The sequence below is a fragment of the Clostridium saccharobutylicum DSM 13864 genome, assembly GCF_000473995.1.
Lineage (GTDB): Bacteria > Bacillota > Clostridia > Clostridiales > Clostridiaceae > Clostridium > Clostridium saccharobutylicum.
In genome coordinates this window covers 2,792,003-2,805,968 of the sequence record NC_022571.1, presented here as the reverse complement: position 1 = coordinate 2,805,968, position 13,966 = coordinate 2,792,003, and the positions used below count along the sequence as shown (strand labels likewise).

The 13,966-nt window shown below is 28.8% G+C and carries 12 protein-coding genes and 1 pseudogene; 10 read left to right on the top strand and 3 right to left on the bottom strand.

The window, feature by feature from the left end:
* Positions 1-35: 35 nt before the first annotated feature.
* Positions 36-974 (top strand): transposase, encoded by a 939-nt coding sequence (locus tag CLSA_RS12000; RefSeq protein WP_022745633.1) that lies wholly within the window; start codon positions 36-38, stop codon positions 972-974.
* Positions 975-1,028: 54 nt separating this feature from the next.
* Here CLSA_RS12000 and CLSA_RS11995 read toward each other — a convergent pair whose 3' ends face one another.
* Positions 1,029-1,538: a hypothetical protein gene (locus CLSA_RS11995; RefSeq protein ID WP_022746603.1), complete on the bottom strand. Its 510-nt coding sequence runs from the start codon at positions 1,536-1,538 to the stop codon at positions 1,029-1,031.
* 228 nt (positions 1,539-1,766) lie between these two features.
* On the opposite strand from CLSA_RS11995, the gene CLSA_RS11990 reads away from it, so the two are divergent.
* The 4 genes and pseudogenes from CLSA_RS11990 (at position 1,767) to CLSA_RS11975 (ending at position 6,231) form a co-directional block, all read left to right on the top strand.
* Complete coding sequence (locus tag CLSA_RS11990) at positions 1,767-2,720, top strand: flavodoxin family protein (RefSeq protein ID WP_022746602.1); 954 nt, start codon at positions 1,767-1,769, stop codon at positions 2,718-2,720.
* 519 nt (positions 2,721-3,239) lie between these two features.
* A pseudogene (locus CLSA_RS11985) lies at positions 3,240-4,154 on the top strand (DMT family transporter).
* Positions 4,155-4,292: 138 nt separating this feature from the next.
* Positions 4,293-5,195: an EamA family transporter RarD gene (rarD, locus tag CLSA_RS11980; RefSeq protein ID WP_041716586.1), complete on the top strand. Its 903-nt coding sequence runs from the start codon at positions 4,293-4,295 to the stop codon at positions 5,193-5,195.
* Positions 5,196-5,286: 91 nt separating this feature from the next.
* Positions 5,287-6,231, top strand: coding sequence for a DUF2935 domain-containing protein (locus tag CLSA_RS11975; protein WP_022746600.1), 945 nt, complete (start codon positions 5,287-5,289; stop codon positions 6,229-6,231).
* 305 nt (positions 6,232-6,536) lie between these two features.
* Here the strand turns inward: CLSA_RS11975 and CLSA_RS11970 are convergent, their stop codons facing one another.
* Positions 6,537-7,529 (bottom strand): sodium:calcium antiporter, encoded by a 993-nt coding sequence (locus CLSA_RS11970; protein WP_022746599.1) that lies wholly within the window; start codon positions 7,527-7,529, stop codon positions 6,537-6,539.
* Between the two features lie 471 nt (positions 7,530-8,000).
* Between CLSA_RS11970 and CLSA_RS11965 the strand changes: the two genes are divergently transcribed.
* The 5 genes from CLSA_RS11965 (at position 8,001) to CLSA_RS11945 (ending at position 12,879) form a co-directional block, all read left to right on the top strand.
* Complete coding sequence (locus CLSA_RS11965; RefSeq protein ID WP_022746598.1) at positions 8,001-8,537, top strand: hypothetical protein; 537 nt, start codon at positions 8,001-8,003, stop codon at positions 8,535-8,537.
* A gap of 666 nt (positions 8,538-9,203) precedes the next feature.
* Positions 9,204-10,754 (top strand): acyl CoA:acetate/3-ketoacid CoA transferase, encoded by a 1,551-nt coding sequence (locus CLSA_RS11960; RefSeq protein WP_022746597.1) that lies wholly within the window; start codon positions 9,204-9,206, stop codon positions 10,752-10,754.
* Between the two features lie 84 nt (positions 10,755-10,838).
* A complete protein-coding gene (locus CLSA_RS11955) occupies positions 10,839-11,474 on the top strand; it encodes a class II aldolase/adducin family protein (RefSeq protein ID WP_022746596.1) in 636 nt (211 codons plus the stop codon).
* A gap of 240 nt (positions 11,475-11,714) precedes the next feature.
* Positions 11,715-12,170, top strand: a complete 456-nt coding sequence (locus tag CLSA_RS11950) for a LytTR family DNA-binding domain-containing protein (protein ID WP_041716261.1) — start codon at positions 11,715-11,717, stop codon at positions 12,168-12,170.
* A 1-nt stretch (position 12,171) separates the two neighbouring features.
* Complete coding sequence (locus CLSA_RS11945) at positions 12,172-12,879, top strand: LiaF transmembrane domain-containing protein (RefSeq protein WP_022746594.1); 708 nt, start codon at positions 12,172-12,174, stop codon at positions 12,877-12,879.
* A 117-nt stretch (positions 12,880-12,996) separates the two neighbouring features.
* Here CLSA_RS11945 and mmuM read toward each other — a convergent pair whose 3' ends face one another.
* Positions 12,997-13,935 (bottom strand): homocysteine S-methyltransferase, encoded by a 939-nt coding sequence (gene mmuM / locus CLSA_RS11940; RefSeq protein WP_022746593.1) that lies wholly within the window; start codon positions 13,933-13,935, stop codon positions 12,997-12,999.
* Positions 13,936-13,966: the final 31 nt, after the last annotated feature.

Below are 13,966 nucleotides of genomic sequence, written 5' to 3'. Positions count from 1 at the left end.
AAACCTAAAAATATCACATAAGGAATGACTCAAATATGATTATATCATTAAATATTAAAAGCGAAAATGACCATTATAAAATTTTTGAAGCTGTCAAAATTGCATTTGCTAAATTAAATTCAAATATTCAAAGTACTAAAGGCCGACCACGCAAGTATTCAGATGAACAAATAGTTGCATGTATATTATATGGCGTTAAAAGTAGTATTTTCAGTTTAAGGGAACTTGAATACCGTATAAAGCAAGACTTTGTGTTTCGAACTATAATTCAACTTAATCAAGTACCAGATTATTCTACATTCTCATTAAGAACTAAAATTTTAGAGAAGCATATATATTATGGTATTTATGCTATGTTTGTTGAACTTATCAATCCTGAAACTAGACTGTGTGCAATAGATGGAACTGCTTTAAGAAGTTCAAAATACGATAGCGAAGCTAAATCCGGCAAGGGTACCCGCCTTGGATACTATAAAGGTTATAAATTACACTGTATTGCAGCGGTTAGTGATATTATAATTCCTTTGGTTTTTGATTTAACAACCGCCAATGTTTATGACAATCAAGTCTCAGATTTACTATATGAAGCTAAAATTTATAATCCATTTTTAATACTTGCAGATGCAGCATATGATTCAGCAGGATGGTTTGAAATTGCTTCTAGCTTAGAATTTAATTTGTTAACTGATATAAATATGCGTAAGGCTAAAAGTATTGAGTCATTTGCTGATAAACGATATGAAAATGCCTTGTTTCTTCAATCTCCTATCGGATTAAAATTATATAAAAACAGATTGAAAATAGAGCAATTATTCTCTGTATTAAAGGGATTATATAACTTAGAAAACCCAAGACTTTATGGGCAAGCCCGATACGAACGTCATATAAAATGGGTCTTATTAGCGTACTTAATAGATGAATTTAATAAAAAACAGCAAGGAATAAAAACTAGAAAATATCCTTGGAATCTATAATTTCTAAGAATACTTTCTTGAATAACTATTTGTAAAAATTAGTTATTCAACAACCTATACTAGTAAATCCATCAAATAATACTCTTCGTCTAATCCAGAATTACTTATAAATAAATGTTCTTTTTGTATTTGAATAGAAAGTATGTTAGATAATATATTAGTTAATTCTAAATCTTCTTGCTTAAACTTACGCTTACTTTGTAGTACACAGATATATGCAATGGTAAGCGTATTGATTCTAATTGAGCAAAATATTAAAGATTGATCAGAATAATAGAAAAAGGAATTAGTTGTTTTATAAATGGTATCTATGCATTTATCTTTTTTCATTAAACTAACAATATCTGATAAAAGATAATTTTCCTCATTGTGTGTTTCTGTACTTGAAATTTCATCTCTTGCAAGTGGGGAACGAGAGATAAATCGATAGCTTGTATCTAAAATGAAAACAGGATTATTTAAAAAGTTCTCAACTGTCTCAAGAATTCCATCTATGTTATTTTGAGTGAATAAACTATCGTAAAGTTCATATTTTTCCTTGTATAAATCATATTCTTTATTCATAAGTTTCTCCTTGTTTTATTGAAATTGAAAAAATGTCTAAATATTATAGAATTTAGAGCGTTATTTTAAGACTTATTTTTGATATGTTACATTTCTTAACATGTTAATATTATAGCAAATAGCTTACTTGTGTAAGAGAAAATTAATTATTTAGCTAAAAAATAATTATAAATTAAAAGTATAAATGATTTTTGCAAAAATATTAAGCAATTGGAAGGATGATATTTTATGACATTTACAGTATTAGGTATTACAGCAGGAAGAAAGGATTCAAATTCTGAAATTTTATTAAAGGAAGCATTACTTGCGTGCCAAGAACAAGGTGCAGATGTTAAAATGATAAATCTAAGAGATTATAACATTATTGAATGTACAGGCTGTACAGCTTGTACACATGGTATGAGTAGTGGAAAAAATGTTGGATGTACATTAAGCAAAAAAGATGATAAGCAAGCAATCATGGATGTTATGTTAAATGTAGACGCTATAATTGCATCAGCACCAACATATGATTTAATGCCAACTGCAACATTTTCAAAATTTATGCATAGAAATCTTGCATATGAATCAGCATTTTTAGAATCAATTGGTGCAATCGAACATAGAGATAGAGTTGCAGGATTAATTGCAGTTGGAGGATCTACTCGTTCATGGCAATCAATGGCTTTGGAAAGTATGCAAGCTACATGTTTTACAAATGACTTTAAAGTAGTAGATATGTATTTAGCAACAAGAGTACCAGCACCAAAACAATGTTTATTACATGATGATATGATAAAGCGTGCTCATAAGATGGGTGAAAATATCATGACATCATTAAAAACACCGGTAGCAGAAAGAGGCTGGTTAGGCGACGAAGGTATGGGATGGTGTCCAAATTGTCATTCAAATGCACTGATTTTAGGAGAACCACAATGGGATGGATTATATTTCCCAGTTGAATGTCAAGTTTGTGGTGCAGGTGGAAATTTAGAAAAGACAGAAGAAGGTAAGTGGAAGTTTGTAATTCAAGAAGATGGATTAAGCCGTGATCGTACTGATACTGAAGGAAGAGGACATCATGTAAAGGAAATAATTCATACACAAGGTGGCTTCTATACAGAAGAAAATCTAGCAATTGTTAAAGAGAAATTTGGAAAGTATAAAGATTTAAAATTTCCTACAATTGAAATTAATAAATAATAGAACAAAATGGGTATCTCAAAAGAGATGCCTATTTTACATTATATGTATAAATTTCTATTGGAAAATCATATGAACCATGTTTTTTTGTTTCTTGTAAATTTTCGTCTACTTCTATTTTTGAGGATTGCATTTTTATCAACTCGCTAATATAGTTTTAATTTTAGGCAATATATTAATTGATATTCTGCTAAAATCATACTAAAATTATTACAGATTAATTCAAATAAATCAATATATTTGCAACGAGTTTTAATATTATAGTCTTACTAATGATAATAAATTTACACATTTAAAAGTTATTTATATATTATAATCTCTGGCAATGTGTGTTTAAACTTATCAATATGTAATCCAATATGTTATAGTGTTACATATTGAGGAATATACATTATCATAATTTAAGGAATATCAGTGAGTTTTAAAATTCATAAGCTTGAATCTCGATGAGTAATCCTATAATTAATTATTACAGTAAAACTTGTTAAGAATAATTGAAAAGAAAGTGAGGAAAATTTAGTGGAATTAAAACCAAGAATAAAAGGGATATTTCTTGTAATCATAAGTGCTATGTTATGGGGAGTATCTGGGACTTTTGCTCAATATTTGTTTCAGGATAAAGGATTTAGTCCAGAGTGGCTTGTTGAGATTCGTCTACTGTCATCAGGAATAATTTTATTATTATATGCTTTTATGAAAGGTAACCAAGATATGTGGACAATGTGGAGGTCCAAACGTACAATATTGAGTCTTATTTTTTTTAGTGTTGTAGGGATGTTAGGTGTACAATATTCGTATTTTGCAACTATAGAGTACAGTAATGCGGCTACAGCTACAATACTTCAGTATTTAGCACCAGTAATAGTTACATGTTATTTAGCTATTTCTACTAAGAAAATCCCTAATTTACAAGAAATTTTAGCTGTTATTTTGGCAATGTTAGGAACATTTTTTTTAGTTACAAAAGGTAATATTCATAGCATATCAATTTCTAAATTAGCATTGTTTTGGGGAATTATTTCTGCTTTTACAGCGGCTTTTTATACATTTTATCCTCGATCTCTTCTTGATAAATTAGGATCTACACTTGTAGTAGGATATGGAATGTTCATTGGTGGACTAGCCTTTTGCTTTATACATTAGCCTTGGAATTTTACAGGCGAGTGGTCTATTTCTTCAATAATTGGTGTTATATTTGTAGTGTTATTTGGAACTCTTATATCTTTTCATTGTTATTTGGAAAGTTTAAAATATATAGAGCCCACAGAAGCAAGTGTGCTATCTTCTATGGAACCTTTAACAGCAGCTTTTTTATCTGTGTTATGGTTAAATGTCCATTTAGATGTACCGCAATGGTTAGGAATAATATGTATTATAGTTACTATAATAATCTTATCTCGTGCAAAAAATATGGAAAGTGTAGCTGAATTATAAATATTCAAATTAATTTTTGAATTTATGTGGTAACTTGTCGAAATTATAAATTATAATATAATTTAATTGTAAACTTTATTGTATTGCAATTGGTAAATAATTAAAAAATAAACATAGAAGTGGGGAAATTAAATGCAAATGAATAATGAAAAAACTGCAGGTGTAATATATGCAGTTACAGCATATACATTATGGGGGATTCTGCCTATATACTGGAAGCTTATTGATAGTGTGTTTTCGATGGAGATCTTATCCAATAGAATTGTATGGGCCTTTGTATTTACAGCTATAATTATTGCAGTAACTAAACAATGGGATGAATTGAAGATTATAGTTAAGGATAAGAAACAAATGTTGTATATCTTTATTGCATCAATTCTGATTGCTTTTAACTGGGGGTTATATATTTGGGCTGTTAATTCAGATAAAATTGTAGATGCAAGCCTTGGATATTATATAAATCCATTGTTAGCAGTGGTGCTAGGAGTGCTAATATTTAAAGAAAAGATGAATCATTGGACAGCAGCTGCTCTTATTATTGCCTCTGTTGGCGTGTTAATAAAAACTGTGCAATATGGTAAAATTCCTTGGATTTCTTTGGGGCTAGCTATTTCTTTTGGATTATATGGTGCAATTAAGAAATCGGTCAAAGCTAGCTCTATAGTTGGATTAACGATTGAATCAGCTATGGTTACTCCATTTGCTGCTGCATATATAGTGTCAAGGCATATAAGTGGAATAGGTGCTTTTAAGACACAAGGTTTACTCGTAATTCTTATGCTTATAGGAGGTGGAGTAGTTACAGCTATTCCATTGCTGCTTTTCGCAAGTGGTGCAAAAAGACTTCCTTTATCATTGATAGGTTTCACACAGTATATATCACCAACCATAAGCCTTTTTATTGGAATCTTCGTGTATCATGAAGGTTTTACAGCTGTTGATATGATAGCCTTTTGTTTTATATGGGCAGCAATAGCTATATATTCTTTTTCACAAATAAGTTTAGTTAAAAGCCCGAAGAATATAGAACAAATTAGTTAAATATTATAATATCGCAAAGAAAAGTAACAGATAATTTAATTAATTAATATATTGAAAGTAGTATTTGAATATTAAATTAGGAGAAATTAGCGTGTTATCAAATAGAAAATTTATAAAACAATCTTTGGAGTTACATCTTTTCTTTACAAGAATCATGAAGGAGCACTCATTTTTTTTAGAAGTAGGCTTTACACCAAAGGATTCAAATTATATAGAGATGGCAGATGCTTTTAGAATGGAGTTTGATAAACTTTTAGCTGATGTAATTTCTATTTCTGAGGGTGTTATAAGCAATGAAGTAATAGAATCAGGGGAAGCAGTAACACAATTTACAATAGCAGCCGAACAAGCATCAGCATATTACACAGGAGTAAAAATTGCAGTTAATCTTACTAAAGTAGAATCGAAATTAATGGGCTATTCTCTAAATAGAGATGGTTGTGATGCTCTTGAACAAAAAGTATTTGATATTAACGATAGAGCAATGGAGCTAACTAGAGGGTTAATAGAATATAAGAGTAAATTATTATCGGATGTTTTATCATGTAATGTATTTACAGTTAATTATCCTTTGCTTATAGATCATATTTTAAGAGAAGCAAAACTTTATTATATACTAGTTAAAAGACTTCAAAATCGTGAAGAGATTGATATAGATAAAGAAGCTTATGAGCAAGAAGTTTTCTGGAATAGAATTATGGCTGAACATTCAAAATTTATTCGTGGACTTCTTGATCCAACTGAAGATGATCTAATAAATACAGCAAATAATTTTGGACATCAATTTGATGAACTGGAAAAGGATGCAAAACAAGCTATGGATGAATCAATGTCAAATTCGCAACTTACAAATGATAGTTACAAAGCTACTTTAGCAATAAAGAAATTTAAGACACAAGGTACACAAGGATTGTTGCAATGCAAAATTCAATCCATAATAATACCACTACTTGGTGATCATGTTTTACGTGAAGCAAATCACTATTTACGTTTATTAAGGATATTTAAAAAAGAGTCAGATATGAATTATGATTAATTTTAGAGTTGAAAATTTTTAAATATAAACCTGCATAAAGTTTTTATGCAGAATTACTATAATAATATAGTCGTAAAATTTATTCGACATATATGAAAGTAGTAAAAATATAATATAAATAAATGTTTCAAAGGAGACGATAGGCAATTTTGCTTATAAACATCTCCTTGGAAATTAATAACTCCTGCTATAATAAAATATAGTAGGAGTTATTAATTTAGAATATAGGTAACTAGTAGAATTATTTAACATAAGTTTTTAGTACCAGTTAATTAAATTATATGTTGCTACAGTTTAAAATATACTTATATTATGAAAATCATACCTATAACAAAAGCTACATAGAACATAGCCACAAATGATAAGCGTTTAACTGATAAATGATGCTTTCTTAATGTCATGTATAAAAATAAAATAGCTATAAATGTTATAATTGCTGAAAATGCTAAACTTTTATCAAAAATCCATGACGTAAACATAATACCTAATCCACTTGGCACTGTAGCTTGAATCATCATAGAACCACTAATATTTGCAAGAGCCAGGTTTTCTTTTCCTTGTCTAACCCATATAATAGCATTAAGTATTTCTGGTAACTCTGTAGCTACTGGACTTAAAAATAAGGCAACAATATGAGCTGGTATACCAAGAGCTGTACTAAAATTGTTTAAATTATGTACAAACAATTGCGAACCAACAAATATTAATGTTAGTGAAAATAGAGTTTGAAACAATATAATTGATTTTTTAGGATTTAAACTTTTAGAAGCAAATTTTAAAGGTTCAAGTTTTTCGTCTATTTCTTTACTTTCACCATTCATTTCAGTAAAAAAGTAGAATCCATAAGCTATGAAAAATAAAATTCCAAGATAAGGTTTAATTGCAAATGCAACAAATCCCAAGCCAACTTTGAATACAAAAATAAATAAAAACCAAAGTTGATCATGTCCGAGTTTTCTTCCATCAATATTAAGATGACTTCCAAGTTTCCTATTGTTACGAAAAATAATAATACTTATACCCACAACAGCATAAGCAAGTGTACTTAAAACTAGAGGACCTCCAAGTGCTGCTCCAATTCCTACGTCTTTTTGACTTGCATTAGTTCCAAAAGCTACGGCTATTAAAGTAACAACACTTTCTGGCAAAGCAGTACCAAAAGCCGCAAGAACAGTTCCTACAGCATTTTGCGAAATATTAAATGCTTTGCCCACCCATTCAATTGCATTAACGAATAATTCACAACTAAAGTAAATTAAAAGTGCAGCAGCAAGCATAATTAGAATAGTGATAATCATTTTTATTCCTCCTATAAATAATATGTAATAAAAAAAAGACTCCAGACGTATTACAAAAAATACGCCAAAAGTCTTGTTTCACAAATTTGTGGATAATGCCAGGCAACAAGCCAATATGTTGACATTATCTAATAAACTACTCCCTTTTGCCTATATAACAGCAAATATATTAAATAACTGTATTAAAATATATCATAGTAATTATATAGTGTCAACAACGTTTACAATTTTTGCCTAAAAATTTAATAAATATAGTATGGATTAAAGTATAATTATCAATAGTTTTCTTTTAATCGCAGAGGAGAATCAAATTTAAGTGGATTGAGATCTCCTTCTTTATTTAAAAGAAAATGTTGGCAATAAATATTGTTAATGTTTTAAGGAATAAAATCTTTAAAATAACAAAGGCTAAATTTAGAAAGTAATTTTTGTTAATATGCAAACTTATTAGAATAATATGGAGGAATAATAATGCCAAAAAGAGTAATTCGTTTAATAACATTTGTAATATTTATAACATTATTTATGAGTAATATAGCATATGCAGAAACACCAATTAAATCTCAACCTTATGGACCTAAAGTATCAGATTTACAGAACAAAGAAGATATTCTTAATAGCTTTGAAGAAATTAAAACGATACGAGGAAATTTAACTGTAATTAATATAAAACCTAACACGCCATTTGAAGACTTAAAAATAATAGATAACAACTTAGAGGGATATATTGGGCAACTTAGAATTATTAGAGCAAATTTAGTAAAGCATGCTGATACATATGGAAATTCAATTTCTGATGTATTCTTTTCAGAGCAAATGGTGGCTATAACTGATTGCTATATTATAAGTTTAAAACATCAACAACTATTGGTAAGAACACTAGAAAATAATGTAGAAGAAGCATCTACGCTATTTTATTCAACTTATATGATACCGGTATATTATTACATTACACAAGGTGATCAACTGGTAGCTTATACTCAAACATTTATGGTAATTTCTAAATAAATATAAAATTAAAGTGTAGGAATGTGGGAATTTTCTTAATTTGAAGGAGAGTCGGTAAGAATACTACCTAATAAAGAACATAGATTTAGGAATGACACATATAAGGATATACGATTGGAATGATCTATTACACTTAAGAAGATCATTCCTTTTTTGTGAAATTATATGAAGACTTTTATATTAAAACAAGAATTGGTTGTTAAGAATATATGTAAGTTTATTTAAGAAGAACTTAAAGCATAAATGAAGTATTGAAGAACAAAATTCATTGTATAGTGAAAATTAATGCTAGAAAGAAATAGACTTTTAATTATATATAGTATATAGATGAGATAATAATGAAAGTGCTACTAGGAAATTAGTGATTATGAAAAAATAGTTAAAAAAATATCAAGTAATAATAATTTTATAGGAATATATTCAAAATATATAATTATAATTCATCAATATATACTATGTTTTGATTTGTACATCGAGAAAATATCAATTAAATTATAAAAAAATATAATTGTAAATGAATACATTTAAGTTTCACAATAAATTAATTGTGCAAAAAGTCTAAATTTTCAGAAAAATTGATTGACAAAAAATAGACAAAGAATTAAAATATAACTATAGAGATTGATAAAAAAATAACAATAAATATAAATTTTGGGAGTGATATTTATGGTAACAAAAATTAGCTCTAAAGAAGCAGCAGATTTGGTAAAAGATAATGACGTTTTAGCAACATCAGGTTTTGCATTATTAGGAGTTCCAGAATCGCTAATCAAAAGTTTAGAAAAAAGATTTTTACAGGAGGATAGTCCACGAAATTTAACTTTAATGTTTGCAGCAGCATCAGGTGACAGAGAAAATAAAGGATTAAATCATTTAGCACATGAAGGATTAGTTTCTAAGATTATAGGTGGACACTTAGGGCTAGCACCTAAGTTAGGAACATTGATTAGACATAATAAAACATATGCCTATAATTTGCCTCAGGGAGTCATGTGCCATATGTTTAGGAATAAAGCAGGCAAGAAGACAGGCACAATAACTAAAGTTGGTTTAAATACCTTTGTAGATCCGAGAGTAGAAGGCGGAAAAGCAAATTCGAGAACTGAAGAAGATATAGTTCAAGTAATAGATATTTTAGGTGAAGAAAATTTAATATACAAATGTCCTGATATCGATGTGGCTTTTATAAGAGGAACATACGCAGATGAAAATGGAAATATTACAATGGAGCATGAGGCCACTTATTCAGAAGCTGCATGTATAGCACAGGCAGTTAAAAATTGTGGTGGGATAGTTGTTGTACAAGTTGAAAAAATTGTTAAACCAGGAACACTGGATCCAAGGGCTGTAAAGATACCCAGAATTTATGTTGATTATATAGTTGAAGCGGAAGATAAAGAAGACCAAGCACAGATATTAGGATGTAGTTATGATCCTTCGTTAACTGGAGAAGCTAATATGGTAGCAGATAGATTAGATTCATTAAGTTTAGATGAGAGGAAAATTGTTGGAAGAAGAGCAGCAATGGAATTGGTTAAAGGACAAGTTGTAAATATCGGTATTGGAATGCCAGAGGCAATTGCGAATGTTGCCAATGAAGAGGGAATAGCAGATTATTTTACTTTAACGGTAGAACCAGGAGCAATAGGTGGAATTCCACAAGGTGGAAATAAGTTTGGAGCATCAATAAATCCAGAATGCATGTTTGATCAACCAACTCAATTTGATTTTTATGATGGTGGAGGTTTAGACATAGCATTTTTAGGACTTGCAGAAGTGGACAAGTATGGAAATATAAATGTAAGTAAATTTGGGACAAAGATTCCTGGATGCGGTGGATTTATCAATATTACTCAAAACTCAAAAAAAGTAGTTTTTTGTGGAACATTTACAGCTAAGGGGTTAGAGATAAAAGTAGAAAATGGACAATTAAAAATTATAAATGAGGGTAGGAACAAGAAGTTTGTAGATTCTGTTAATCAAATTACTTTTAGTGGAAATCGTGCTAGGAAGCTTAATCAACCAGTTATGTACATTACAGAAAGAGCAGTTTTTGAGCTGAAAGGTGATGGCATGTATTTAACAGAAATTGCTCCAGGAGTAGATCTTAAGAAGGATATATTAGAAAAAATGGATTTCACTCCAATAATAGATGAAAATCTTAAATTAATGGATGAGAGAATATTCTTAGATGAAGTAATGGAATTAAATAAATAATTGCTAATTTTAAAGGACGAGCAAAATAATAAAAATAAATCTAAGATGAAATAAATAATTTTTAATTTTAAAGGAGGACCTATTATGTTAGAAAATTTAAAAATTAAACTTATAAAAATCGCTAAAGATGCGGAAAGATATAATTTATGTACAGAAAGATTAGGAACTTTCAGCATTAAAGAAGAAAGTTCAGGATATGTTGTCATAACACCAGCAAAAATTAAAATACAAGATTTGAAGCTAGAACATATTTGTGTTGTAGATTTAAATGGAAACAAAATTGAAGCAAGTGATGGAATTGAACCTAATAGTGATATGCTAATGCACCTTGAAACATATAAATCTAAAAAAGATATAAGAGCTTTTATGCATGTTCACTCAGTTTATGCAACTACTTTTTCTGTTGTTAATAAGGTGATTCCACCAATAACTTATGATTCAGCAAAATATGGCGGATACATTTATGTGGCTAATTATGGAAAAGCAAAGAGCGTTGGAGTAGCAGATGAATTAATAGAAAATTTAAATATAAGTAATGCATGTCTGTTAGAATGTAATGGAGTTGTTGTTGTAAGCAACGATATAGATGATGTATTATCTAAGGCAAGATGTGTTGAAAGAGTAGCTGAAATTTATTATAGAGTATTAGAATTAAATAGATTCAAAGAACCTAAAAGATTCACAAGAGATGAATTAGCGTCACACATTCAAAATCAATAAAAATATATCATTTCAATACTTTAACATTTACATGAAATATCACATTATTCAGAAATGAATTTGTGATATTTTTTGTTATGCAATTATATTAATTGATTTTATACAAGAATGTAGATACTAAATAATTACTATCGTATTGTCAAAAGTATACCACTTACAAGGAATAACTAACCACTTACTTCTGTTATGTTTACAATGAAAAAAACAATTAATATAATAAAAAATGTGGGGAGTGAAAATATGAAGATACAAGTTGAAGTAGACAATAAAATTAAAGAAAATGAAGTTATTATTAGATGCAGTAAATTAAGTGAAGAAGTTAAAAATATTCAAAGTATGCTTGATGACATGCTGTCAAATAATAAACGTATAACTTTTTACAAAGGTGATACTGAGTATTATCTTTCTTTGGAAGAAGTTTTATTTTTTGATACTGAAGAAAATGGTATTTGTGCACATACCATTAACAATATTTATAATGTAAAATATAAACTTTATGAACTTGAAGAATTATTGCCAGGATATTTTATGAGAGTTTCAAAGTCAACAATTTTAAATACGAATCATATTTACTCTATAACACGTAGTTTATCATCATCAAGCAAGGTTGAATTTCAAAATACTCACAAACAGGTATATGTATCAAGATATTATTATAAACCTTTAAAAATTAAATTATTAGAAAAGAGGAAATGATATGAAAAAAGAAAGAATTTTTTGGGGAGTTTTATTTATACTAGCAGGTATTTTTATGATTATGAGTAAACTCACATACTTTCCAAATGTGAATGTGTTTAGTTTATTGTTAACAGTTTTTTTGGTAATAGTTATTGTGAAGAGCGTACTTCATTTAAATTTTTCAGGAATTCTATTTCCTATAGCATTTATTTGCATAATATATGATAGACAATTAGGAATTACAAATATTACACCTTGGACTGTACTAATCGCAGCATTACTTGGTAGTATTGGCCTTTCTATGATTTTTCATAAACAAATTAAATGGAATCATCACAATTATTATCATAATAATAATGAAGATTATAAGTTTGAGAAAATTGATGTAGAAGATGAAAGTCATGTTAAATTTAAAAATTCATTTGGTGCTAGTATAAAATATATAAATACTGATAAGTTTGAGCAAGGAGAGTTTGAGTGTTCATTTGGTGCCATGAAGTTGTATTTTGATAATGCAGTAATGAGTAACGAAAATGCCGTAGTTAGGATTAATGCTTCTTTTTCAGGAATAGAATTATATATACCAAAAGCTTGGAATGTTGATGATAAAACTAACGTATTTTTGGGTTCTGTCAGCGAAAAAAATAGAAATAATCAAGTAACAACAAATACTTTAACATTAGTTGGTGATGTCAGCTTTTCTGGAGTGGAGATAATTTATATCTAAATGATAATAAAATTTGTTAAAAAATAATAGTAAACAATTTTGAATTTTAATATAGAATTAGATAAAAGCTGAGATTTTTTATATATAGAAAATCTCAGCTTTAGTTATGTTATAATTTTATAGATTTCTACTCCACTTAGAAATAGCTTTTATATCTTGGGGTGTTGTTCTGCAACAGCCACCTATTAGCTTCGCACCTTTTTCAAACCAGCCTTTAGCACTGCAACAGTAGGATTCGCTAGAAGAATGGCCATGCCATGTTTTTGAATTAGCATCATATTCTTCACCAGAGTTTGGATAAACTACTACAGGTTTATTAGAATTATTTTTAATTTCTGTAATTAGTGATTCTACATATTGAGGTGCAGTACAATTTAATCCAATTGCTGCAACTTGATCAAATTTATCTAAATAATTAGCACATTCAGAAATATTAGTTCCATCACTTATTTCATAAGCGTTTTTACAGCTAAAGCTTATCCAACAAGAAATCCCAGGGAATTCTTTGAGAAGCTTAACAAGAGCTTTTGCTTCAATAAGGCTTGGAATGGTTTCACAAGCAAGAATATCTACGCCTTCTTCTACTAAAATTTTTATTCTTGGTCTATGAAAATTAATTATTTCTTCTTCTGTGATTTTATAATCACCGCGATATTCAGAACCATCAGCGAGATAAGCACCATAAGGACCAACTGAACCAGCTACTAAAGGAGTTGGTCTATTTTTTCTATTTTCAGTATTATTCCAAAAGTCATCTCTTGCTTTTTTAGCAATTTGCACAGATCTTTTTATAAGAGATACTGCTTCATCTTCAGAAAATCCTTTTTGTATAAAACCATCAATAGTAGCTTGGTAACTTGATGTTATTGCACAATCAGCACCAGCAGCAAAGTAATCATAATGTACTTTTTCTATCATTTCAGGCTTTTCAGCTAAGATTTTAGCAGACCAAAGAGAATCGTTAATATCGCAGCCTCTATTTTCAAGTTCTGTAGCTAATGCACCGTCTAAAATTATTAATGGAAAATCATTCAAAATGTTATTAATTGGATTCATAATGTAATACCTCTTTTCTATGTAATAATTA